The organism is Streptomyces sp. D2-8 (assembly GCF_023184515.1).
Taxonomy (GTDB): Bacteria; Actinomycetota; Actinomycetes; order Streptomycetales; family Streptomycetaceae; genus Streptomyces.
This window is the reverse complement of record NZ_JAAHBP010000008.1, coordinates 184128-207883: the sequence shown is the minus strand read 5'-3', so window position 1 is coordinate 207883 and position 23756 is coordinate 184128. Positions and strand designations below refer to the sequence as shown.

General features: G+C 72.4%; 19 protein-coding genes. 5 read left to right on the top strand and 14 right to left on the bottom strand.

Going from position 1 to position 23756, the window contains the following annotated elements:
• Positions 1-82 precede the first annotated feature (82 nt).
• Together G3I77_RS16845 and G3I77_RS16840 are read left to right on the top strand one after the other, a co-directional pair.
• Positions 83-1534 carry a zinc-dependent metalloprotease gene (locus tag G3I77_RS16845; protein WP_248504602.1) on the top strand — a complete coding sequence of 484 codons (1452 nt, stop codon included), beginning with the start codon at positions 83-85 and terminating at the stop codon, positions 1532-1534.
• The gene (locus tag G3I77_RS16840; protein ID WP_248504600.1) at positions 1531-2058 is read left to right on the top strand and encodes an NUDIX hydrolase; all 528 of its coding nucleotides are present in this window, start codon (positions 1531-1533) and stop codon (positions 2056-2058) included. The genes G3I77_RS16845 and G3I77_RS16840 overlap by 4 nt, the downstream gene beginning before the upstream one ends.
• Before the next feature lie 64 nt (positions 2059-2122).
• Here G3I77_RS16840 and G3I77_RS16835 read toward each other — a convergent pair whose 3' ends face one another.
• From G3I77_RS16835 to G3I77_RS16820, 4 genes are all read right to left on the bottom strand, one after another.
• The gene (locus tag G3I77_RS16835; protein ID WP_248504598.1) at positions 2123-2878 is read right to left on the bottom strand and encodes an AIM24 family protein; all 756 of its coding nucleotides are present in this window, start codon (positions 2876-2878) and stop codon (positions 2123-2125) included.
• A gap of 16 nt (positions 2879-2894) precedes the next feature.
• Positions 2895-3575: an AIM24 family protein gene (locus G3I77_RS16830; protein WP_031132343.1), complete on the bottom strand. Its 681-nt coding sequence runs from the start codon at positions 3573-3575 to the stop codon at positions 2895-2897.
• Between the two features lie 11 nt (positions 3576-3586).
• Positions 3587-5281: a TerD family protein gene (locus tag G3I77_RS16825; RefSeq protein WP_248504597.1), complete on the bottom strand. Its 1695-nt coding sequence runs from the start codon at positions 5279-5281 to the stop codon at positions 3587-3589.
• A 142-nt stretch (positions 5282-5423) separates the two neighbouring features.
• Entirely contained in the window at positions 5424-6032 is a 609-nt protein-coding gene (locus tag G3I77_RS16820) for a M48 family metallopeptidase (RefSeq protein ID WP_248504595.1), read from the bottom strand.
• A gap of 348 nt (positions 6033-6380) precedes the next feature.
• Here G3I77_RS16820 and G3I77_RS16815 point away from each other — a divergent pair, with 348 nt between their 5' ends.
• Complete coding sequence (locus G3I77_RS16815; RefSeq protein WP_248504593.1) at positions 6381-7595, top strand: ThiF family adenylyltransferase; 1215 nt, start codon at positions 6381-6383, stop codon at positions 7593-7595.
• A complete protein-coding gene (locus tag G3I77_RS16810; RefSeq protein WP_248504590.1) occupies positions 7588-8958 on the top strand; it encodes an AarF/ABC1/UbiB kinase family protein in 1371 nt (456 codons plus the stop codon). The genes G3I77_RS16815 and G3I77_RS16810 overlap by 8 nt, the downstream gene beginning before the upstream one ends.
• A gap of 16 nt (positions 8959-8974) precedes the next feature.
• Here G3I77_RS16810 and G3I77_RS16805 read toward each other — a convergent pair whose 3' ends face one another.
• From G3I77_RS16805 to G3I77_RS16785, 5 genes are all read right to left on the bottom strand, one after another.
• On the bottom strand, positions 8975-9193 hold the full coding sequence (locus tag G3I77_RS16805; protein ID WP_248504588.1) for a hypothetical protein: 219 nt from the start codon (positions 9191-9193) through the stop codon (positions 8975-8977).
• A gap of 259 nt (positions 9194-9452) precedes the next feature.
• Positions 9453-9776 (bottom strand): hypothetical protein, encoded by a 324-nt coding sequence (locus tag G3I77_RS16800; RefSeq protein ID WP_142159783.1) that lies wholly within the window; start codon positions 9774-9776, stop codon positions 9453-9455.
• Positions 9773-10141 carry a WhiB family transcriptional regulator gene (locus G3I77_RS16795; RefSeq protein ID WP_033313877.1) on the bottom strand — a complete coding sequence of 123 codons (369 nt, stop codon included), beginning with the start codon at positions 10139-10141 and terminating at the stop codon, positions 9773-9775. Before G3I77_RS16795 ends, G3I77_RS16800 begins: the two co-directional genes overlap by 4 nt.
• Before the next feature lie 173 nt (positions 10142-10314).
• Positions 10315-10635 (bottom strand): hypothetical protein, encoded by a 321-nt coding sequence (locus G3I77_RS16790; RefSeq protein ID WP_248504586.1) that lies wholly within the window; start codon positions 10633-10635, stop codon positions 10315-10317.
• 164 nt (positions 10636-10799) lie between these two features.
• Positions 10800-12995: an ATP-dependent DNA helicase UvrD2 gene (locus G3I77_RS16785; RefSeq protein WP_248504584.1), complete on the bottom strand. Its 2196-nt coding sequence runs from the start codon at positions 12993-12995 to the stop codon at positions 10800-10802.
• Between the two features lie 183 nt (positions 12996-13178).
• Between G3I77_RS16785 and G3I77_RS16780 the strand changes: the two genes are divergently transcribed.
• Positions 13179-13421, top strand: coding sequence for a mycoredoxin (locus G3I77_RS16780; protein WP_248504582.1), 243 nt, complete (start codon positions 13179-13181; stop codon positions 13419-13421).
• Between the two features lie 41 nt (positions 13422-13462).
• On the opposite strand, the gene G3I77_RS16775 is transcribed toward G3I77_RS16780, so the two are convergent.
• The 5 genes from G3I77_RS16775 to G3I77_RS16755 all read right to left on the bottom strand — a co-directional run bounded on the left by G3I77_RS16775 (position 13463) and on the right by G3I77_RS16755 (position 23655).
• Positions 13463-14080 carry a class I SAM-dependent methyltransferase gene (locus G3I77_RS16775; RefSeq protein WP_248504580.1) on the bottom strand — a complete coding sequence of 206 codons (618 nt, stop codon included), beginning with the start codon at positions 14078-14080 and terminating at the stop codon, positions 13463-13465.
• Positions 14081-14091: 11 nt separating this feature from the next.
• Positions 14092-15036 (bottom strand): NAD(+) diphosphatase, encoded by a 945-nt coding sequence (nudC, locus tag G3I77_RS16770; RefSeq protein WP_248504578.1) that lies wholly within the window; start codon positions 15034-15036, stop codon positions 14092-14094.
• Between the two features lie 157 nt (positions 15037-15193).
• The gene (locus tag G3I77_RS16765) at positions 15194-16597 is read right to left on the bottom strand and encodes a dipeptidase (protein WP_248504576.1); all 1404 of its coding nucleotides are present in this window, start codon (positions 16595-16597) and stop codon (positions 15194-15196) included.
• A 10-nt stretch (positions 16598-16607) separates the two neighbouring features.
• Positions 16608-20222 carry an ATP-dependent DNA helicase gene (locus G3I77_RS16760; RefSeq protein WP_248504574.1) on the bottom strand — a complete coding sequence of 1205 codons (3615 nt, stop codon included), beginning with the start codon at positions 20220-20222 and terminating at the stop codon, positions 16608-16610.
• Between the two features lie 91 nt (positions 20223-20313).
• Positions 20314-23655 carry an ATP-dependent DNA helicase gene (locus G3I77_RS16755; RefSeq protein ID WP_248504573.1) on the bottom strand — a complete coding sequence of 1114 codons (3342 nt, stop codon included), beginning with the start codon at positions 23653-23655 and terminating at the stop codon, positions 20314-20316.
• Positions 23656-23756: the final 101 nt, after the last annotated feature.

The window sequence follows — 23756 nt, the reverse complement described above, 5'->3', positions numbered from 1 at the left end:
CCCCGGGTGTCTACGCTGGGTGGTGTTGTCGGGCAGCCGTGCCGCCGGAAAGAACCGGTGGCCCTACCAGCCGAGGAATCCCGTGAGTGACACCCCATTCGGATTCGGCCTTCCGCCGGAGGAGCCGGACGACGGCGACGAGGGCAAGAAGAAGGACCAGGAGAGCGGTGGTGGTCAGGGACCGGCCAACCCGTTCGGTTTCGGCGGCCTGCCCGGAGCCGGAGGCCCTGGCGGCCCCGGTGCGGACAATCCGTTCGCAGCCATGTTCGGGTCGCTGAACCCCACCGACCTGGGCGCCGCGTTCCAGCAGCTGGGCCAGATGCTCTCCTACGAGGGCGGCCCGGTGAACTGGGACATGGCCAAGCAGATCGCCCGCCAGACGGTCTCCCAGGGCAGCCCTGACGGCACCAAGGACGCCAGCGTCGGCCCCGCCGACCGCAAGGCCGTCGAGGAAGCCGTCCGCCTGGCCGACCTGTGGCTCGACGATGCCACGTCCCTGCCCTCCGGCGCCGCCTCCGCGGTGGCCTGGAGCCGCGCGGAGTGGGTCGAGGCCACCCTGCCCGCCTGGAAGGAGCTCGTCGATCCGGTCGCCGAGCGCGTCGGCACCGCCATGGGCGACGTCCTGCCGGAGGAGATGCAGGCCATGGCCGGCCCGCTGATCGGCATGATGCGCTCGATGGGCGGCGCCATGTTCGGCACGCAGATCGGGCAGGCCGTCGGCGTGCTCGCCGGCGAGGTCGTCGGCTCGTCCGACATCGGCCTGCCGCTCGCCCCCGCCGGCAAGGCCGCGCTGCTGCCGGTGAACATCGAGACGTTCGGCAAGGACCTGAGCGTCCCCCAGGAGGAGGTGCGGCTGTATCTCGCCCTGCGTGAGGCCGCCCACCAGCGGCTCTTCGCGCACGTGCCGTGGCTGCGCTCGCATCTGTTCGGTGCGGTCGACGGCTACGCCCGCGGGATCAAGGTCGACACGGCCAAGCTGGAGGACGTGGTCGGCCAGTTCGACCCGCAGAACCCGGAGCAGCTGCAGGAGGCCCTCCAGCAGGGCATGTTCCAGCCCGAGGACACGCCCGAGCAGAAGGCCGCCCTGGCCCGTCTGGAGACGGCTCTGGCGCTCGTGGAGGGCTGGGTGGACGCGGTGGTCCACGCCGCCGCGAAACCCCGCCTGTCGTCCGCCGACGCCCTGCGCGAGACGCTGCGCCGCCGCCGCGCCTCGGGCGGCCCGGCCGAGCAGACGTTCGCCACCCTGATCGGCCTGGAGCTGCGCCCGCGCCGGCTGCGGGACGCCTCCCGTCTGTGGGCCTCGCTCACGGACGCGCGTGGTGTCGACGGCCGGGATGCCCTGTGGCACCACCCGGACATGCTGCCGACGGCGACCGACCTGGACGACCCGGACGGCTTCGTGCACCGCGAGCAGATCGACTTCTCCGAGCTGGACAAGATGCTCGGCGAAGCGGCGGACAAGCCCGACCTGAAGAAGAAGGACGAGGGCGAGGGCGAGAACGAGGACAAGAACAAGGGCGACGACGCCGGGTGAGCCTGTACGACGACGCGGTCCTCGTGCTGAAGGGGTACGAGGACCAGACGGAGCTGCGCCAGGCCTATCTGGAACACCTGGCGGAGCACCCGAATGGCCTGTGGAAAGCCTGCCACGCGGGTCACATCACGGCGAGCGCCCTGGTGATCGACCCCGAGGGCGGCCGGGTGCTGCTGACCCTGCACAAGAAGCTCCAGATGTGGCTGCAGATGGGTGGCCACTGCGAGCCGGGTGACGCCTTCCTGGCGGATGCGGCCCTGCGTGAGGCGGCGGAGGAATCCGGCGTCCCGGGGCTCTCCCTGCTGCCCGGGGGCCCGGTGCGTCTGGACCGGCATCCGATCCCGCCGCCGTGTCACTGCCACTTCGACGTCCAGTACGCGGCCGTGGCTCCGCCGGACGCCACGCACGCGGTCAGCGACGAGTCACTCGACGTGCGCTGGTTCGGGTACGACGAGGTGGCGGACGTGGCGGACGAGTCGGTGGTACGCCTGCTGGAGGCCACGCGGGCGAGGCTCTCGGCCTGAGGCCTGGATATGCGTAAGGGGCGACCGCCGTGGCGGTCGCCCCTTACGTCTGCCCTCTGCGCGGTCAGCTCCAGACGTTGCCCTGGTTCTGCCCGCGTGCTCCCTGCCGGCCCATGCCGTACTGGGCGGAGAGGCCCGAGCCGATCTGGGCGTTCTGCGGCGGCAGCAGCTCGCTGGGCTGGACGAGCGCGTACCCGGTGCCCATGAAGCTCAGCTCCCAGCCCTCGCCGGTGCTGCCGCGGCGCCGCCACACCCCGGAGGAGTGCGTCTGGGCCTGCATCTGCACCCGCAGACTCGTCGACCAGGCGACGATCGCGTCGGCGTCACAGTTCACGTACTTGTCGGGCGTCACCTGCAACAGCAGCGGCATGCCCGAGGTCATCAGGGCGACCTTGCCGCGGCCCGTGATGTTGAGCTGGTACTTCCCGGAACCGGAGATGCCGTAGAGGCTGTCCACGGCGACGACCTCGTGATGCAGGGAGGAGTCCATCGCCAGCACGTAGCTGCTGTCGACGGTGAGGCCGTCCTGGTCCACCTCCATGACGTGGACGTGCTGCTTGAGGTTGGCGAGGTAGACCGTGCCCTGCCCGTGGCAGCGCATCAGGTCGAGTCCCTCACCGGTGTGCGCACGCGAGCGTGCCTGGTCGTTGCCCTGGTACTCGGCGTCGAACTCGACGAGGCCCTGGTAGGCGACCATGGTGCCCTTGCGGGCCAGGATGTCGTCGTGGCCCTCCAGGGTGACGCGCAGCATCTGCTTGTTCTGCAGGCTCCAGCGGTCCTGGGTCTGCTGCTCGTTGTAGGCGAAAATCGGGCTCTGCATGGCGTGTGGCTCCCCCTCAGCCCCGGGCCCGGAGGCGGTCGGTGCTGTCCTCGCTGGGCTGGACGACGACGATGCCCTGACCGGAGAAGGCCATCTGGTAGGCCTCGCCGCTGCCGCGGCCGATCAGCGACTGCGCCCGGAAGCTGCGCTTGCCCTTCACCTTGAGGTTCGGGGACCAGGCGACCAGCGCGTCGGGGTCGACGTAGGTCTCGTCCTCGCCGCCTCCGCAGTCGACGACGATGGGCTTGCCCCGGGAGGTCAGCGCGACCCAGCCCTGCCCGGAGATCTTGGTGTTCCACAGGCCCTGCCCGGCGAACTTCGCCAGGCCCTTGACCCGCTCCACGCCCCACGTCAGGTGCGCGTCGAAGGCGAGCAGGTTGGTGGCGTTGACGGAGATGCCGTCGCCGTTGAGGTTGATCACGACGACGTTCGCCCCGTAGTCGGCGAGGTAGAGCAGGCCGTCTCCGGAGCACTTCATCAGGGGCGCGCCCTCGCCGGTCATCCAGTCCTTGGCGATCTGGCGCACGGCCGGCGGGTTGGGCTCGTATTGCACGAACCCTTCGTAGGCGACCATCGATCCCACGCGCGCGAGGAGGTCGTTCCCGGTCTGCATGGCGACCTTCAGCATGTGATTGCCGTGGTTCTCCATGCGGGCGGTGACGGGTGCGGGGGCGTGGCCCGCGAGTTGCTGTGTCATGACGGGCTCCCTCAGACCTCGTATGGCTGGACGACGATGAAGTTGCCGGGCGCTCCCCGGAACTGGAGGTTCACGCTCTCCCCGGTGTCGCCGGGGTAGGCGTTGCGGCGCATGCGCACCTGGCTGGAGACGACGACCTGGGCGGCGGCCGACCAGGCGACCACGGCGTTGCAGTCGGCGAACGTGGTGGGCGTGACGGGCAGCACCACGGGCGTGCCGTGCGTCTTCACGACGATGGTGCCGGTGCCCTGGAACTGCATGGTGAACAGCGCGCCGCCCGGGATGCCGTGGCCCTCGATGCGGCGGACCTCGTAGGTGAGGCTCTCGTCGAACGCGAGGACGTTCTCGGCGGAGACGCAGACGGCGTCGCCCTGCAACTCGAGGGGGTGCAGCATGGTCGAGTTCTCTGCGAGGAACACCTGCCCCTGGCCGGTACAGCGCATCAGCTGCATCTCCTGGCCGGTCGCGTTGCCCACGATCCGGCCGGAGAAGCCGGCGCCCTTGTAGCCGAACTCGACCTTGCCCTGGTAGAGCACCATGCTGCCCTGCCGGGCCAGCACCGGCTGTCCGCCGATGCCGAGGTCGACGCGGACGAGCTTCTTGTTCTGCTGGGTCCAGCGCTGCCCCGTGGGGGTCTCCTTGAACTGCTGGAGCGCGGCGGACACACCGGGGCCCTGGGGAGCGCCTTGCGGGGCTCCGTGGAGGGCCTGCCCGAACGGCGGCTGCTGCTGGCCGTAGCCCGGGGGCTGGGTGGGCTGGCCGTAGCCGGGCGGCGGGGCCGGGGCATGGGGCGCTTGGGGCTGGCCGTAGCCGGGAGGCGGCGGGGCCGTCTGGCCGGGGACCTGGCCGTACTGCGGGGGCTGCTGGCCCGGCTGGCCGTACGGCGCGGGCGCCGGGGCCGGGGGCGGTACCGGGGAGCCACCGGGCGGGGTGGTCAGGGGCGCGACGATGGTCGGGGCGGCGTGCACCTGGGGTGCGGGCGCCGGGGCCGGAGGCGGGGTCTGGCCGGGCGGGGGCGCGAAGCCCTGCGCGGCGGGCTGGGGCGCGGGAGCCGGAGGCGCCGCCGGCGCGGGGGCCGGGGCGGGTTCCGGAGTTCCGGGGACGCCGAACGCGGGCGGGGCGAAGCCCGGGGCTGCGCCGGACTGCGGCTGCTGCGGGGCGGGCGCGGGCGTCTCCTCCTCGGCCACCTCGCCGCCGAAGTTCTTCAGCAGCGCATCCAGGCCGCCGTCGAAGCCCTGCCCGACGGCGGCGAACCGCCAGACGTCCTTGAGATAGAAGTCGCCCAGCATCACGGCCCGCTCGGTGGAAAACTCCGAGCCGTTGAAGGAGTAGCGCGCCACCTCCTCGCCGCCCGCGACGATGCGGATGTACCCGGGGGCGATCTGCGACATCTGCCCGGCGCCGTCGATCGTCGCCGTGAAGGACAGCTTCTGGATCTGCGGGGGGATCCGGTCGAGGGTCACCCGGAAGGACTCCGTGTCGCCCGCCTGGGCGCCCAGGAGCTGAAGGGATTCCTCGGGGGACTTCGGCTGGTTGAAGAAGACGAAGTAGCGGTCGTCCGAGAGCCGTTCGTCGGCGTCGAGGCCGAAGCAGCTGATGTCGAAGTTCAGTCCGGGACCGGCGATCTGTACACCTACGTACAGATCCGTGCCCGCGGTGAGGTCACTGATCCTGGCCTTGTGGCCGCGTTGGAATTCCCTGGCCATGCGTAACGACCGTCCCCCATCCAGAACGTGAGTGCGTCGCGCCAGGCTAACGGCAAACTCGGACACCGGACGAGGTCGGTACAGAGCCGGTACAGAACGCTCGCTCAGCCGTATCGGCTGTTCGCTTACGGAAAGCGGTCGGTCACCCCGCGGGGCTCTCGCCCCGTGCTCCGGGCACATGGGGCAACCGCTCGGCGGCGACCACGCCTTCGAGGTATCCGCGGGCTCGCTCCGTGCGCGGATAGGCCTCCAGGAGTTCCCAGAAGCGAGGTCCGTGTCCGGGGACGAGCAGATGGGCGAGTTCGTGGACGAGGACGTAGTCGACGACGTACTCGGGCATGCCCTGGAGTCGGTGCGAGAGGCGGATGCTGCCCTCGGAGGGGGTGCAGGACCCCCAGCGCGTGTTCTGGTTGGTCACCCAGCGCACCGACACGGGCCGGGCCCGCCCGCCGAAGTACTGGTCCGAAAGACGCCGGGCCCGCTCGGCCAGCTCGGCGTCGCCGAGGGCCCGCTTGCTCTCCTGGGCGGCCAGCTTGTCGAGCATGACGTTCACCCAGCGCTGCTCCTCCGCCTCGGACATCCGGGCGGGGATGAGCACCACGGTGCGATCGCCCTCGCGGTACGCGGAGACCGTTCTGCGTCGGCGCGCGCTCCTGCGGACCTCGATCGCGCTCGCCCCCGAGCCGCTCGGCGGCTGGCTCGTCGTGCTGCGGTGTGGCGTTCCGGCGCGGTGCAGTGGGTCGGCGGGCACGCCCCGACGTTACCCGCTGCACTCGGGGAAGTCCCGGCTCCGGGACGGTTCCGTGCCGCCACCCCCACCGGCCGCCGGATTTGTACGACGAATGCCCGCTCCTGTGGACAACTTTCGGCAGCCGGCGGCGGGTTTGGGCATGCTGGTTCTCGTCGGCGAAGCGATGGCGGTCGGCCCGGGACCAGGGGCCGTGCCCGTGGTCGGGGTCGGCCTGCGCACGGCCGCGCCTTGCTCGGGACAGGCCTGCACACGGGCCCTGCCTGCGACCGGCCTCGGCGTGACCAGCCGGGGCCCGCAACCTCGCTCCACCGGCATACGGGGACGATCTACGGCAAACGGGGGCCTGTCATGCATCCGATGGTGAAACCCGCGCTCAGGCGCGGCTGGCGCGACCTCAACACCGTGCAGTTCGGGATGACACCGGCGCATGCGATGACGCTCGGCCCGATGGACCTGGCGACGGGCAGCTTCCTCGACCTGCTGAACGGCACGCGAGGGCTGGAACTTCTGCGTGAGGAGGGGCGCCGCATGGACCTGCCCGACGGTCATGTCGACGGGCTGGTGCGGGGGCTCGCACGGGCCGGGCTCCTGGACGACGCCCGGGGCGGCGGGCCGGCCGCCGACGCCCTGCGGAGGAAGAAGGAGGTCCTCGACCGACTGCGCCCCGACCTGGCCTCCCTCTCCCTGACGGCCTCGGCCCCCGGCGACGCGATCGGACAGCTGGCGGCCCGGCGCTCGCAGCGCGTGCAGGTGCGGGGGGCGGGCAGGGTGGGTGCCGTGCTGGCCTCACTCCTGGCCGGGGCCGGAGTGGGTGAGGTGGACGTGCTCGACGGTGGCCGAGTGGAGCCGTGGGACGTCGCACCGGGCGGGCTCCCCGCGGAATCCGTCGGCGACCGCAGGGACGAGTCGGCCCGCCGTGCCGTGCGCCGGGCGGCCCCGGACCGGCCTCCGCGCCGCGCGACGGCCCGGTCGTCCCCGGACGATGGCGACCCGGGGTTCTCGCTGGTGGTCCTCGCCCCTCGGGACGATGTCGCCGTGCACGCGCCCGACCCGGCCGCCGCCGAGCCGCTGATGTCCTCCGGGACACCCCATCTGTACGCCGGTGTCGTGGAGGGTACCGGTGTGGTCGGCCCTCTTGTCCTGCCCGGGGAGACGAGCTGCGCGGGATGTCTGCACGAGGGCCGCGCCGACCGGGACCCGGCCTGGCCGCGCATGGTCGTCCAGTGGCGCTCCGGCAGGCAGCGGCAGGTCCGGCCCTGCGACCTGACGCTGGCCACGACCGTGGCCGCTCTGGCGGCCGCCCACGCGCTCGCTTTCCTGGACGGCCGGGTCCCGTCCAGTGCCGAGGCGCGCTGGGAGGTCTCCGTCCCTGGTCTGAACTGGCATGCGCGGCCGATCCAGGCACATCCGGCATGCCCGTGCGCCGCGGCGGAGAGAGGAAAGGGGGAGCACCTCTCGGAGGACGGGGAGTCGCACGAGACAATGGCGGTGCAACGGCCGTCGGAGCAGTGCCGTGAGGCAGAGGCGGAGCGGCCGGCTGGGACTTGGAGGGCGCATGTCTGATCTTCCCCGGAAGGCGGTCACCCGGACCGCCAAGCTCGCCGCGCTCCCGCTCGGCATCGCCGGGCGGGCGACCTGGGGATTCGGCAAGCGGATCGTCGGCGAGTCCGCCGACCTCGTCGGCCGGGAACTCCAACAGCGCACGGCGGAGCAGCTGTTCAAGGTGCTCGGCGAGCTCAAGGGCGGGGCGATGAAGTTCGGCCAGGCCCTGTCCGTCTTCGAGTCCGCGCTGCCCGAAGAGGTGGCCGGGCCCTACCGGGCCGCTCTGACCAAGCTCCAGGAGGCGGCGCCGCCCATGCCGACCCGCACCGTGCACGCGGTGCTGGAGGAGCGGCTCGGCGAGGGCTGGCAGGAGCTGTTCCTGGAGTTCGAGGACAAGCCCGCCGCGGCGGCCTCGATCGGCCAGGTCCACCGGGGGGTGTGGCACGACGGCCGTGAGGTGGCGGTCAAGGTCCAGTACCCGGGCGCCGGCGAGGCCCTGCTGTCGGATCTGAACCAGCTGAGCCGCTTCTCGCGTCTGCTCGGACCGCTGATCCCCGGCATGGACATCAAGCCGCTGATCGCGGAGCTGAAGGACCGCGTCTCGGAGGAGCTGGACTACGGCCTGGAGGCCCAGGCCCAGCAGGCCCACGCGGAGGAGTTCACGGACGACCCGGACGTGGTCGTGCCGCAGGTGGTCCATCAGTCCGACCAGGTCCTGGTCACCGAGTGGATGGACGGCATCCCGCTGTCCGAGATCATCTCGGACGGCACCCAGAAGCAGCGCGACCGTGCCGGTCAGCTCCTGGCCCGCTTCCTGTTCTCCGGCCCCGCCCGCACGGGCCTGCTGCACGCCGATCCCCACCCGGGCAACTTCCGGCTTCTGCCCGGCGGCCCGGAGGGTGAGGACGACTGGCGCCTGGGCGTCCTGGACTTCGGCACGGTCGACCGGCTCTCGGGCGGCCTGCCGGCCACCATCGGCGAGTCCCTTCGGATGACCCTGGACGGGGAGGCCGAGGCGGTCTACGAGCTCCTGTGCGCGGAAGGGTTCGTCAGGGAGACCATAGAGCTGGACCCGGACGCCGTCATGGACTACCTGCTGCCGATCATCGAACCGGCCCAGGTCGAGGAGTTCACCTTCACCCGGGGCTGGATGCGCAGCCAGGCGGCCCGTGTCGCCGATCCCCGCTCCCCCGCCTATCAGCTCGGCAAGCAGCTCAACCTGCCCCCGTCCTATCTGCTGATCCACCGGGTGACGCTGAGCACGATCGGCGTGCTGTGCCAGCTGGGTGCCACAGTGCGGCTGCGCGAAGAGCTGGAGGAGTGGCTGCCGGGATTCGTCCCGGAGGACCCGGCGGACGGCGAGGAGGCGGTGGCGGAGGCATGAGTCCCGGCCGCGGGCTTCACCACCAGTCCGAGTCCAGACGCCCCTCGATGGACCTGAGGTTCTCCCGGGAGCAGGTCTCGCAGTAGTAGCGGCGGGCGCCGTCCTCCACGGAGTAGGTCCAGGTGAGTGGTGGACCCTCGGTCAGGACTTCGGCCGTTGTGCCGCAGCGTGCGCAGACAAAGCGCCGCGGCTCCGCGGCGGAGCCGTCGCCACTGCCTCCTGGAGGACTCGTCACCCGGCGACGATATCCCCGCGACCGGTGCCTCGTCGGGCACGACGCCCGGGCTCAGCGGGCGCACCGCCCCCGCTGGGTGGGTGTCACGCTGTGGCTTGATGGTGCCCATGCCCCGGCTCGGTGGACGCACGCATCCTCTTCGTCGGTACAACGCACCGCGGGGGCCGGTCCGTTCGGCACGGACCGGCCCCCGCGGCGAGAGCTCGGCGGTGGCAGCGCGGCCTCCCTGGCCGGGAGGCCCCGCTTCAGGTGGGGCGCGTTACTGCATGACGGCCATGGCGAGCGCCCGGCGGGCACGCAGTGAGGCGCGCTCCGCCCTGCGCTGCATCCGGCGGGCGGCCACCAGACGCACGGCCTGTCGATCCCGCTCCGCCTCCTGCAGTCGCTCGCGCATATGCGCACGAGCCATGGCTTCTGGAATGAGTTGCATCTCTCGGGTCCTGTTCTGACGCGAGTCCTTCGCGCCGCTGATGGTGAAGTCTTGGTTCGCGGAGCCTGCGGGCTCGTAAGTGGACGGCTTCATCGGGGCCTGCTTCTGGGGGTCGTGCGTGAGGGGACGGTCGATCGTTCCTGCGGTGTTCATGCGGTGACCGGGTTCTTGCGCGGGCGGCCACGCGGCCGCTTCCGGGCGACGACGACACCCTGGACGAACAGCTCGCCACCCCAGACGCCCCAGGGCTCACGCCGCTCCTTGGCCCCGGCGAGGCAGGCCTCGACCAGCGGGCAGGTGCGGCAGAGGGACTTGGCGTACTCGACGTCCGCGGGCGACTCGGCGAAGAAGACCTCCGGGTCGTAGGAACGGCACGGGACGGGTACGCCGAGGTTCTCGATGGCGTCGTCGAGCGCGGTGAGCGCGGTGAGCGGGGTCAAGGCGGGGTCCTCCGTGGAGCCGGGCTTGGGGATCGTGTCGGAAGGCGGTACGGACGGGGCGTGCGCTTCGAGTTGCACGGTTCGTCTTCCTCGTCTGGTCGTTCCGGCCTGTTGGCCGGGGGGTGGTGGTACCGGGTTCTTTTCTTGCCCCGAGGCTCCTTCGGTCCGTCATCCCTGTTCAGGGACAAACAGAAGGGCCGCGGATCCCGGATGGGGTTCCGCGGCCCTGAAGGCGCCGGCCTGATCGGCGATCAGGCTGGATCACTCCAGGGTTCTGGCCCACGGAAGGCCCACATCTGGTGGTGCTGCGTCGTCTGCTTCCGGAATCCGGCACCGGTCGCCGTAAAGGCATAGGCCTGTGCCTCTACTGCCGCTTCCAGTGCCTTGGTCGGTCGCTCATTGCGCTCACGGACGGGAAGGCCCGCGGGAGCAACGGAGGAGGACGCCGGACGGGCGGCACGAATGCCGGACAGACCGGTGCCCAGGTTCGAAACGCCGAGCATGCACGCGGAGACGGCCGAGCGATCGGTCATTTTCACGATGCTGACGGAGCTGGTGTTGATGCTGATCACTGGACTCGCCTCCTCTCGGCGTCTCGGGGGACTGGATGAACCAGTCCGACGGATATGCAAGTACAACACGGAGTCAGGGCCTTCGAGAAGGCCGCTGCTCTCGTGCCTAAGAACCTATGGGGATTGCTGGGGCATGCGCAAACTATTTTTTCGACGAGTTCGCGTCAGTCCTGATCTGCGCTCTCCGCGAGTGACTGGCCCGCGCAGATGGCCAGTACGTCGGCTCCGTAGCGAGTGAGCTTGCGCATCCCGACGCCCGGGATGCGGGCGAGCTCACGCTCGTCGTCGGGGGCGGACTCGGCGATCGCCATCAAGGTTCTGTCCGTGAACACGCAGAAGGCGGGCTGGCCGCTGCTGCGTGCCTGGTCGGCGCGCCACTCGCGGAGCCGCTCGTACAGGCCCTCGTTCATGTCGGAGGGGCAGCCGTCGCAGCGCATCAGCTTCATCTCGCCCGGGTCGGTCAGCGTGCGGCCGCAGACTCGGCAGCGGGCGGGGACTCGCTGGGCCCGTTTCGGGGCGGACCCCCTGGTTCCGGGGATTCCGCGCTCGATTCCGCCCGCTCCGCCGGCGCTGGTGCGGCCCGTGGTGGCCGTCGAGCCGGGGCGCAGTCCGTCGAGGAAGCGGCTGGGGCGGCGGCTGGGACGGCCGCCGGGCGAGCGGGAGAGCGCCCAGGAGACATGGAGGTGTTCGCGCGCGCGGGTGACACCGACATAGAGGAGGCGGCGCTCCTCCTCGATCTGTTCGTCGGTCTTCGCGTAGGTGATCGGCATCATGCCCTCGGCGACGCCGACCAGGAAGACGACGTCCCACTCCAGGCCCTTGGCCGAGTGCAGGGAGGCGAGGGTGACGCCCTGCACGGTGGGGGCGTGCTGGGCGTTCGCCCGTTCGTCGAGTTCGGCGACGAGGTCCGCCAGGGTGGCGCCCGGTGTGGCGGCGGCGAAGTCCTGGGCGAGGTTCACCAGGGCGGCCAGGGACTCCCAGCGCTCTCGCACGGCACCGGAACCGGCCGGTGGCTGTGTCGTCCAGCCCTCTCCCGACAGCACGGCACGCACCTGGGAGGGCAGGTCGACGACGTCGTCGAGGAGGGAGTCGTTACCGCCGAAGCGGGCCGCGCCGCGCAGGGCGATGCCCGCCTTGCGCACCTCCGGGCGGTCGAAGAACCGCTCGGCACCGCGCAGCTGGTAAGGCACTCCGGCATCGGCGAGGGCCTGCTCATAGGTCTCGGACTGCGCGTTCGTGCGGAAGAGGACGGCGATCTCGGAGGCCGGGACCCCCGAGTCGATGAACTCGCGGATCCGGCGGGCCGCGCCTTCCGCCTCGGCGGGCTCGTCGGTGTACTCGGCGTAGACCGGCTCGGGCCCCGCGGCGCGCTGGGAGACGAGCTCCAGGCGGTGGTCGGCGGCCCTCCCCCGGGCCTGGGCGAGCAGGCCGTTGGCGAGGTGGACGACCTGGGGGGTGGAGCGGTAGTCGCGGACCAGTTTGACGACGGTGGCGCCGGGGTGCCGGGTGCGGAAGTCGAGCAGATGGTCCGGGGTCGCCCCCGTGAACGAGTAGATCGTCTGGCTGGCGTCCCCGACCACGCACAGGCTGTCCCGCTCGCCCAGCCACAGTTCGAGCAGACGCTGCTGGAGGGGGCTGACGTCCTGGTACTCGTCGACCACGAAGTGCTGGTACTGGGCGCGGATCTGCTCGGCGATGTCGTGCCGGTCCTGCAGGACGGCCACCGTCAGCAGCAGCACGTCCTCGAAGTCGATGACGGACCGCTCGCGCTTGACGTCCTCGTAGGCGGCGTAGAGCTGGGCGATCTCGGCGGGGTCGCGGGGGGACTCACGGCCGGCCTTGGCGGCGGCGGGCGCGTAGTCGGCGGGGACGGTCTGGGTGACCTTGGACCATTCGATCTCGGCGGTGACGTCCCGCAGCTCGCCCCGGTCGAGCCGGATGCGGCAGGCGGCCGCCGCGTCGGCGACGAGTTGGAGCTTGCGGTCGACGAGCCGGGGCAGGGAACCACCGATCGCTTTCGGCCAGAAGTACTGGAGCTGACGCAGGGCGGCCGAGTGGAACGTACGCGCCTGGACACCCCCGGCACCGAGCTGGCGCAGCCGGCCGCGCATCTCCCCGGCGGCGCGGTTGGTGAAGGTGACGGCGAGGACGCTGGAGGGGTGCAGGATGCCGGCGCGCACTCCGTAGGCGATGCGGTGGGTGATCGCCCGTGTCTTGCCCGTCCCCGCGCCCGCCAGGACGCACACCGGACCGTGCAGGGCCGTGGCCACCTCGCGCTGCTCGGGGTCGAGCCCTTCGAGCACCGCGTCGGCGGAATCCGGTACCTGCGGGAACAGGGTGGAGTGCGTTGCTGCTGTCACACGGCCATGCTGCCAGGTCGCGCGAGACGGCTGCGCCGGTTGTCCACAGGCAGGCACTGATAGTCGTACCAATGCGGCAGGCGTCACGTCGGGCCGGCCCCGGGGACCGGGAATGGTGGACCTTTCACATACGTTCCACCACAGCGACCACCCGCCCCGAGCCACCGAAGGAGCACGAGAGACATGCTGGGCACTGTGACGATGTACAGCACCACGTGGTGCGGCTACTGCCGCCGGCTGAAGAGCCAGATGGACCGCGAGGGCATCGCGTACACCGAGATCAACATCGAGCAGGACCCGGATTCCGCGGCGTTCGTGGAGAAGGCGAATGGCGGAAACCAGACGGTGCCCACCGTCCTGTTCCCGGACGGCTCGACGCTCACGAACCCCTCGCTGGCTCAGGTGAAGCAGAAGATCGGCGTCTAGTCGCCGCGTGCTTGTGCGGGGAAGGCGGCTCCTGGGGCAGCTCAGGGGCCGCCTTCTCGTGGTCTGTCCCACACCACGACGTAGCGCCACAGCAGCGTGCGGCGGTAGTCGCAGCCGGGCAGCAGTCGGTGGACCGCCTGCCGGACCTGTCTCCAGGACATGTACGCGTCTTCCATCGGCATGCCGGCCGGACCGCGCGTGCCGCCGCGCCGCCGGGCGAGCAGCCGGCTCGCGGGCACGCCGCACGCGCTGATGAGCCAGTCCAGGGGCGTCCGGTTGGCCGCCAGGCCGACGATCACCAGGCGTCCGCCGGGTGCGGTGAGCCGGGTGAGGCGGATGACCGCCTCCTCGAAGGGCGCGTGGTGCACCACGGCGACCGCGCTGACGAAGTCGTACGCGTTCTCCGGCAAGGTCCCGTCGACGAGGTAGTCCGCCTCCAGGTAGGTGACGTTGCCGGGCACGTACGCGTGCCCGCGGGCGAGCTCGATCATCTCCGGCGACCGGTCGACGCCCGTGACGGATACCGACCGTGCCGCCAGCTTGCGGGCGAGCAGCCCGTCGCCGCAGCCGGCGTCCAGGGCCGTGCGGCAGCCGTCCGGAACGGCCGCCAGCACCGCCGGATGATGATGGACGTTGTGGTTCCAGTACGGGTCGTTCACCCGCGCCTCCGTCAGGCGACGCTCCGGGTCGGGAGCGGCTTGCCGTACCAGAGCTCGATCAGGCGGGCCGCGATCGAGATGCCGTAGGGCGGGAGCATCTCGCCGGACTCGAAGGCGGCGCGCAGTTCCTCGCGGGAGAACCAGCGGGCCTCGTGGATCTCGTCGCCGTCGACGTCGATCTCGGTCGAGGTGGCGCGGGCCATGAAGCCCAGCATGAGGCTGGACGGGAAGGGCCAGGGCTGGCTGGCGACGTACTCGACCTCGCCGACGCTGATGCCGACCTCCTCGTGGACCTCGCGGCGCACCGACTGCTCGATGGACTCGCCGGGCTCGACGAAGCCCGCCAGCGTCGAGAAGCGGCCCTCGGGCCAGTGGACCTGGCGGCCGAGCAGGATGCGGTCGTCCTCGTCGGTCACGGCCATGATCACTGCGGGGTCCGTGCGCGGGTAGTGCTCCGCGCCGCAGGCCTGGCAGCGGCGGATGTGTCCGGCGGCGGCGATGACGGTGCGCTCTCCGCAGCGCGAGCAGAAACGGTGCGTGCGCTGCCAGTTCTCCAGGCCCACCGCGTGCACCATCAGGCCCACGTCGCGGGCCGACAGCAGCAGACCCGCCTCGCGCAGCCCCGCCGGGCGCGCCGACTGGTCCATCCGGCCGGGCAGGGAGTCCTTCTGGAGGGCGAAGTAGCTGACGCCGTCCTCGTCGATGCCGAGGAAGTAGCGGTGTGCCTCGGTGAGGGGAGCCTCGAATGAGGGGGTCATGACGAGTTCGGTGCGTCCGTCCGCCGTCTCGTCGATGAGGACCTGTCCGCCGGAGACCACGAAGCAGCGCGTCGTGGGGTGGCTCCACGCCGCCGCGAGCCAGGCCTCGTCGAGCCGGTGGTGGGCGGCCCGGTCGATGCCGCTCGAAGCGGTGAGCGAGATGGGGCGGTCGGCGTTGTGGTCGGTCCAGGTGGTCACGGGTGCTTCCAACTCCCCCGGTGGAACGGTCGGGTTCGGCAGGCGGTTCAGCGGGACGTACGGCGGGAGGCGACCGGGTCCGGCGGGCTCGGGCGGTGCGGGGGCGGCGCTTCCAGTGTGCCCCGCGCGCGTGGCCGGTCCGGACCGTACGGGATGCTCAGGGTGCATGGCGCCAGTTCTCGGCGAGGTCACCCCACAGGTACGCGGTGGTCTCGACACCCTTGAGGAGGAGGTCGAGTTCGACTTTCTCGTTCGGAGCGTGCCAGCCGTCCGAGGGGACGGAGATCCCCAGGAACAGCACCGGGGCGCCGAGGACGTCCTGAAGGTCCGCCGCCGGCCCGGAGCCGCCCTCGCGGGTGAAGCGGACCGGCTTCTCGAAGGCCCGGCCCATGGCGCGGGTGACCGACCGGAGAGCCGGGTGGTCCAGCGGGGTCAGGCACGGGCGCGTGGCCCCGCTGAACGTGATGTCGCAGCGGATCCCGGGCGGCACCTGCTGCGCGGCCCAGGCGCGGACGGCCTTCTCCACATGGCCGGGATCCTGGCCCGCCACCAGGCGGAAGGACAGCTTCACCATGGCGGCGGAGGGGATGATGGTCTTGCTGCCGGGGCCCTGGTAGCCACCGCCGATGCCGTTGACCTCCGCGGTGGGCCGGGCCCAGATCCGCTCCAGGGTGGTGTACCCGGCCTCCCCCTGGGCGGCGTACGACTTGGCCGTGCGCAGCCACTGCTGCTCGTCGAAGGGCAGTTCGGCGAGGAGCTCGCGCTCGCGTTCGGTGAGTTCGACGACGCCGTCGTAGAAGCCGGGGATCGCCACGCGCGCGTGCTCGTCGTGCAGGGCGGCGACCAGGCGGGCGGCGGCCGTCGCCGGGTTGGGCACCGCGCCGCCGAAGGAGCCGGAGTGGATGTCCTGGTCGGGACCGTGCAGGCGTATCTCGCACTCGGCGAGGCCGCGCATGCCGGTGCACACCGTGGGGGTGTCCTCGGACCACATGCCGGTGTCGGAAACGATCACGGCATCGGCGGCCAGCCGCTCGGCGTGCCGCTCGACCAGGGCCCGGAAGTGCGGCGAGCCGGATTCCTCCTCGCCCTCGACGATCAGCTTGAGGTGCACGGCCGGGGTGCTGCGGCCCGTGGCGGCGAGGTGGGCGCGGACGCCGAGGGTGTGGAAGAACACCTGGCCCTTGTCGTCGGCCGCCCCGCGCGCGTAGAGGCGCCTCTCGCGCACAACCGGCTCGAAGGGCTCGCTGTCCCAGCCGTCCTCCCGGGCGGCGGGCTGCACGTCGTGGTGGCCGTAGACCAGCACCGTGGGCGCCTGCGGGTCGTCGCAGGGCCACTCGGCGAAGACGGCGGGCGCGCCCGGGGTCTGCCAGACCTCGGCCGTCGGGAAGCCGGTCTCCTTCAGCTTGGCGGCGAGCCAGTCGGCGCTGCGTCGTACGTCGGGCGCGTGGTCCGGCTGGGCGGACACCGACGGGATGCGCAGCCACTCGGCGAGGTCGTCGAGGAAGGCGGCGCGGTGCTGCTGGATGTACGTACGGACGACGCTGTCCGGGGTCTGGCTCATGGTCACGAGCCTATCGGCCCGCACGGGCGTCCTCGGAGTGCGGTTCCTCACCGGGCTCCGCACTCGTTTCCGCGCCGGTCTCCCCACCGGGCGGCACTTCCAGCAGCAGCTTCTCCAGGGCGGCGCGGTCCGGCAGCTCCTCCGGGTGTACGACCTCCCCGGTGCGCACGTACAGGAACGCGGCCGTGACCGACTCCGGGGGCACGCCCTGCTGCTCGGCCCAGGCCAGGCGGTAGACGGCGAGCTGGAGCGGGTCGGCGGTGCGGGAGCGGTTGGTCTTCCAGTCGACGATCTCGTACCTCGCGTCCTGCCCGTCGCCCTCCTTGTAGACGGCGTCGATGCGACCCCGGACGATCCGGCCGGCGATCGCGAGCTGGAAGGGGGCCTCCACCCGGTGCGGCGTACGGTGCGCGTACTCGGTGCGCTCGAAGGCGTCCTTGAGGGCCTCCAGGTCCCGTTCGTCGGCGATCTCGGCCTCGCTGCCGGGCAGCTCCTCCGGCTCCAGCATGGGCAGCGTGAGCTCTTCGAAGCGGGCCTCGACCCAGGCGTGGAAGCGGGTGCCCCGGCGGGCTGCGGGCTGGGGCGGGCGCGGCATGGGGCGGGCCAGCTCCTGGGCGAAACCGTCCGGGTCTGCGGCCAGGCGCAGCAGCTGGGACGCCGAGAGCGACGCCGGGAGGGGGACGTCGGTGACGCTGTCGCGGGCGCGCAGGAGCTCACCGGTGAGGGCGTCGAGGTCGCGGTCCCAGGAGGCGATGGTGCGAGCTTCCTCCGGGGTGAGGTGCGGGCGTTCCCGGCCCCGGGAGCCTGGGCGCTCGGGGGCCCTGGGGTGTGGGCGGGCGGCCGGGGGCTCCGATGGGGCCGCCTGGTGGGGGACGGTGGGGCGGACCACGGGACGGGCGTCCCGGTCCGCCGGGTCTTCCCTGTCGGCGACTTCGAAGGGGTCCTCTCCGAAGGGCTCCCTTTCCAAGGGGTCCTTTTCGAAGGAACCCTCGTCGAAGAGGTCGTCGTCGAACGGGTCCGGTTCGTCGTACGGAGGCTCGTCGTCCTCGGGGGGCGGGGGCCACTCCGGGTCGTCGAGGGCATCCGGGTCGTGCGCGGCCGCGGGGTGCCCGTCCTCGTGGGACGCGAGGTCCTCCAGGTGCGCCAGGACGGTCTCGGCGGCCGCGCGGCGCCGAGCGAGGGCCGCCTCGTCCAGGGGCAGAGGCCACACCTGGTCGGCCGTCGCCTGGTGCAGGGCCGGGTTCTCCTCGTCCTCGGCGGGTTCGTCCGCCCAGGCCTCGACCTCGCCGTACCCGGCCTCGCAGTGCTCGTAGAGGGCTTGGAGGAACGCGGACGGTCCCCGGCGCTTCTTCTGGGTCCGGCCCCACCAGTGGCCGGAGCCCAGGAGGAGGGAGCGGGGGCGGGTGAAGGTGACGTAGCCGAGGCGGAGTTCCTCGGTGTGCTGGTGGTCCTTCATGGCCTCGTGGAAGGCCTTGAGGCCCTTGGCGTCCCAGGGCCCCACGTCGGGCAGGGTGTCGGCGTCGCCGCGCAGCTCGTGCGGCAGGACCTTGCCCTGGGAGGTCCACTTCTCGCGACCCTGGCTGCTGGGGAAGGTGCCGGTGACCAGGCCGGGGACGACCACGACGTCCCACTCCAGGCCCTTGGACTTGTGCGCGGTGAGCACCTTGACGGTGTTCTCGCCGCCCGGGAGGGCGTTGTCGAGCCCCTTCTCGTACTGGGCGGCCGTGCGCAGGAAGCCGAGGAAGGCCAGCAGGGACGCCTCGTTGTCGCCGGCGGCGAAGGAGGCGGCGACATCCAGGAAGTTGGACAGGGTCTCGCGGCGGCGGGCGGCCAGGGCATGCGGGGACGCCGACAGCTCCACCTCCAGGCCGGTGACGGCGAGGACGCGGTGCAGTACGTCCATCAGCGGGTCGGCCAGGGAGCGGCGCAGCTCGCGCAGTTCGGTGGCCAGCCGGGCGAAGCGCACGCGCGCGTCGGGTGAGAACGGCAGTCCGTCGTCGTCCCCGCGGCCGTCCAGCGGTGTCTCCAGGAAGGTGTCGAGGGCGTCCGCGAGGGAGATCACCTCGGACGGGTCGACCCCCTCGACGGCCTCGGCGAGGCGGCGGTCCTGGTCGTCGTCGTCCGCCACGCGCGCGTGGGCCACGAGGAGCCGGGCACGCCGCCCCAGAAGGGCGAGGTCGCGCGGGCCGATGCGCCAGCGCGGGCCGGTGAGCAGGCGGACCAGGGAGGCGTTGGCGCCGGGGTCCTGGAGGACCTCGCAGACGGCGACGAGGTCGGCGATCTCGGGCAGGTGCAGCAGCCCGGACAGGCCGACGACCTCGACGGGGATGTCTCGGGCGACCAGGGCGCCCTGGATCTCGGCGAAGTCGGTCGCCGTGCGGCACAGGACGGCGATCTCGCCGGGTGCCGTCCCGGTCCGTACGAGGTGGGCGACGGAGTCGGCGGCCCAGTCGAGCTCCTCGGCGTGGGTGCGCAGCAGGGCGCAGCGGACCATGCCGTCGCGTTCGGCGCCGGGGGCCGGGCGAAGGGCTTCCACGCCCGCGTGCAGGGCGCGCAGGGGTGCCGCGAGGCCGTTGGCGAGGTCGAGGAGGCGGCCGCCGCTGCGGCGGTTCTCGCTGAGGGACTGGCGGGTGGCGGGGCGGCCGTCGGCGTGGGCGAAGTGCTCGGGGAAGTCGTCGAGGTTGGCGACGGAGGCGCCGCGCCAGCCGTAGATCGCCTGGCAGGGGTCGCCCACGGCGGTGACCGGGTGGCCGGTGCCCTCGCCGAACAGGCCCGCCAGGAGGACGCGTTGGGCGACCGACGTGTCCTGGTACTCGTCGAGCAGGACCACCCGGAACTCGTCGCGCAGGACGCTGCCCACCTCGGGGATGCCGCCGAGCCGGGCCGACAGGGCGATCTGGTCGCCGAAGTCGAGCAGGTCCCGCTCGCGCTTGGCGGCCCGGTAGCGGGTGACCAGCTCGGCGAGTTCACGCCGGGCGGCGGCCGCGTCGGGGACCTTGCGCAGGTCGGCGTTGCTCAGTTTGGCGCCCCGCAGGGTCAGCAGCAGTTCGGCGTCGTACGCGCGCAGCGCCTCCGGGCGGACGAGGTGCTCGGCGAGCTCGGCGTCGAGGGCGAGGAGGTCGCCTACCAGGTCCGGGAAGGAACGGGTAAGGGCCGGGTAGGGCCCGGGGGCCTCGCGCAGGACGCGCGCGGCGAGCTGGAAGCGGGTGGCGTCGGCGAGCAGCCGGGACGTGGGCTCCAGCCCGATGCGCAGGCCGTGGTCGGCCAGCAGGCGGCCCGCGAAGGCGTGGTACGTGGAGATCACCGGCTCGCCCGGCGGGTTGTCCGGGTCGATGGCGTCCGGGTCGGTGACGCCGGCCTTGACCAGCGCCTTGCGGACGCGCTCGGCGAGTTCGGCGGCGGCCTTGTTGGTGAAGGTGAGGCCGAGCACCTGCTCGGGGGCGACCTGGCCGGTGCCGACCAGCCACACCACGCGTGCCGCCATCACCGTCGTCTTGCCCGAGCCCGCTCCGGCCACGATCACCTGCGGGGCGGGCGGCGCGGTGATGCAGGCCGTCTGCTCCGGGGTGAACGGGATGCCGAGGAGCTCCTTGAGCTGCTCGGGATCGGTGATTCGGGCGGGCACATCGAAAGGCTAGCGGCGGCCACTGACAGTGGTGACCGAACCGGCCTCGGGGGGAGGAAGAAGCGCAGGTCAGCACATGTGGTGCGATAACTCACTCGACGACGTGACGCCCCTCCTGCCGCGCGCTGCACGAGGCCCGGAACGCGCAGTGCGTGCAGTGCTGCCCGGCGGTCGGTGTGAACCGTTCGTCCAGGACCTTGCCGGCGGCGGTGGCGAGCAGGTCGCCGACCCACTCCCCCTCCAGTGGCTCCTGGGCCTGCACCTTGGGCAGGCTCTCGCCGCCGTCGCGCTTCGCCGCTCCCTGCCGGAGGTGGACGAGTTCGGCGCCGCCCGGCTCCGGACGTACGCCGTCGAAGGCCTCGTCGACGGCCCCCTCGCGGACGGCCAGCTGGTAGACGGCGAGCTGCGGGTGGCGCTCCACTTCTTTGGAACTGGGCGCCTGCTTTCCGGTCTTGAAGTCGACCACGTAGGCGCGGCCGTCGCCGTCCGCCTCGACCCGGTCCATCTGGCCGCGGATGCGCACCTGGTAGTCGCCCGCTTCGAGGGTGACGTCGAAGTCGTGCTCACTGGCCACCGGGGTCCGCCCGGTGCGGTTCATGACGTGCCACTGCAGGAACCGTTCGAGCGCCACGCGCGCGTTGTCCTTCTCCTGGGCCGACTTCCACGGCGCGTCGAAGGCCAGCGCGTTCCACACGGAGTCGAGGCGCTCCATGAGGACAGTGAGGTCGGCCGGGGTGTGCCCGGAGGCGACCTCGTCGGCGAGGACGTGCACCACGTTGCCGAAGCCCTGGGCGGCGGTCGCGGGCGCGTCGGCCTTCACCTCGCGGCCCAGGAACCACTGCAGGGCGCAGGTGTTGGCCAGTTGGTCGAGAGCGCTGCCGGAGAGCACGACGGGCTGGTCGCGGTCGCGCAGCGGCACCTTGGACTCGGTCGGCTCGAACATGCCCCACCAGCGGTAGGGGTGCGCGGACGGCACCAAGGGGCGGCCGTCCTCGTCGGCGAGGGCGGCGAGCCGGGCCAGGCGGCGGGCGGCGGCCTCCCGGAGGGCGTCGGAGACGCGCGGGTCGACCGTGGTGGCGCGCAGCTCGGCGACGAGTGCGGCGACGGACAGCGGGCGGCGGGGGCGTCCTGTGACGTCCTTGGGTTCGACGCCGAGTTCGGTCAGGAAGCGGGAGGGCTGGTCGCCGTCGTCCGCGGGGGCCTTGACCGCGGTGACGACGAGGCGTTCACGCGCGCGTGTGGCGGCCACGTAGAACAGGCGGCGTTCCTCGGCGAGCAACGCACCGGGGGTGAGGGGCTCGGCGAGTCCGTCGCGGCCGATGCGGTCGGCTTCCAGGAGGGAGCCGCGGCGGCGCAGGTCCGGCCACAGGCCCTCTTGGACGCCCGCGACGACCACGAGGCGCCACTGGAGGCCCTTGGAGCGGTGCGCGGTCATCAGGCGGACGGCGTCGGGGCGTACGGCACGCCGTGTGAGGGTGTCGGCGGCGATGTCCTCGGCGTCGATCTCCTCCAGGAAGTTGAGGGTGCCCCGGCCGCCGGTGCGCTCCTCCGCGCGGGCCGCGGTGGCGAACAGGGCGCAGACGGCGTCCAGGTCACGGTCCGCGTTGCGCCCGGCGGCGCCGCCCCGGCGGGCGGCCCGTTCCAGTCGTGTGGGCCATGGCGTGCCCTCCCACAGGTCCCACAACGCCTCCTCGGCCGTGCCGCCGCCGGCCAGGCGCTCGCGGGCCTTGCGCAGCAGCGCGCCGAGGCGCTGGGCGCCACGCGCGTACGTGGGGTCGTGCACGGCGAGACGCTCGGGCTCGGCGAGGGCCTGCGCGAGCAGCTCGTCGGAGGGTGGCGGCAGCGGGTTGCCGGCGGCCCGCTCCTCGTCGCGCAGGGCGCGGCCGAGGCGGCGCAGGTCTGCGGCGTCCATGCTGGCGAGGGAGGAGGTCAGAAGGGTGAGGGCGGTTTCGGTGTCGAGCCAGCAGGTGTCCCGGCGCGCGGAAGGGGCGTCCTCGGAGGAGGGGTCCCGCTCGGCCTCCTGGGGCTCGGGAGGTCCCGCCTCCGCCGCGGCCACCGCCCGCAGTGCCGTCAGCAGCGGCGCCACCGCCGGTTCGTGGCGCAGCGGCACATCATCACCGTCGACGTCCACGGGGACGCCCGCCGCCGTGAGGGCGCGGCGGACCGTCGGGATGGTGCGGGAACCGGCACGCACCAGGACGGCCATGTCGCTCCACGGGACGCCGTCCTCCAGGTGGGCCCTGCGGAGGATGTCGGCGATGTTGTCCAGCTCCGTCCCGGACGTCGGGTACGTGTACGCCTCGACGCGGCCGCCGTCCCGTACGGGGGCGAGTTCGCGATGGGCGCGTACCTTCTCGGCGGGCAGGCGGGTCAGCGGCATGCGCTGGGTGAGCAGCCTGGTGGCGGCCAGCAGACCGGCGCCGGAGCGGCGGGACGTGCGCAGCACGGAGACGGGGGCCGGGCGGCCGTCCGCGCGCGGGAAGGCGTGGGGGAAGTCCAGGATGCCGTTGACGTCGGCCCCGCGGAACGCGTAGATCGACTGGTCGGGATCGCCGAAGGCCACGAGCGTGCGGCCGCCGCCGGCCAGGGCGTGCAAGAGCCGCACCTGAGCGGGATCCGTGTCCTGGTACTCGTCGACGTAGACGGCGTCGTACCGGGCGGCGAGCCATGCGGCGACCTCGGGGCTGCGGGCGAGGAGCACCGCGCGGTGGACGAGTTCCGCGTAGTCGATCACGCCTTGGAGGTCGAGCACGTCGAGGTACTCGGCGAGGAAGGCGGCCGCGGCTCGCCAGTCGGGCCGTCCCGTGCGGCGGGCGAAGGCGTCCAGGGCATCGGGGCCGAGGCCCAGTTCACGGCTGCGGGCGAGGACCGCGCGGACCTCGTCGGCGAAACCGCGGGTGGTCAGGCAGGCGCGCAGTTCGTCCGGCCAGCGCACGTGCGCGAGCCCGAGCCGTTCCAGGTCCACCTGGCCCGCGAGCAGTTCCCGCACCGAGACGTCCTGCTCGGGGCCGGACAGCAGCCGCAGGGGCTCCACGAACAAGTCGCTGTCCTGGTGGGCGCGGACCAGGGCGTAGCAGAACGAGTGGAAGGTGGTCGCCTGGGGAGCGCGGGCCGCCCCGGCCCGCTGGGCCATGCGGTCGCGCAGCTCGACGGCCGCCCGGCGGCTGAACGTGAGCACCAGGACGCGCTCGGGGTCCCCGCCCCGGGCGACGCGCTCGGCCACGGACTCGACGAGCGTGGTGGTCTTGCCGGTGCCCGGACCTGCGAGGACGAGCAGCGGGCCCGCCGCGTGGTCAACCACGGAGCGCTGCGAGGCGTCCAAAAGAGGGGGGTCCACGCGGGCAGGAGGGGTACGTACCAGTCGGTAAGCGCCACGATTCCCCCGCCGCACCCGGGGGTGCGACAGGCCGCTGGTGGAGGAAGAGGAGCTCACGTGGTTCGCCGGTTCTGGTGGAAGTGCAGGTTGGCGGGCCACCGCGCGTGGCGGGCGGTGACCGCGGGGTGACGGGGGCACGCGCAGCCGACGCTACGCCG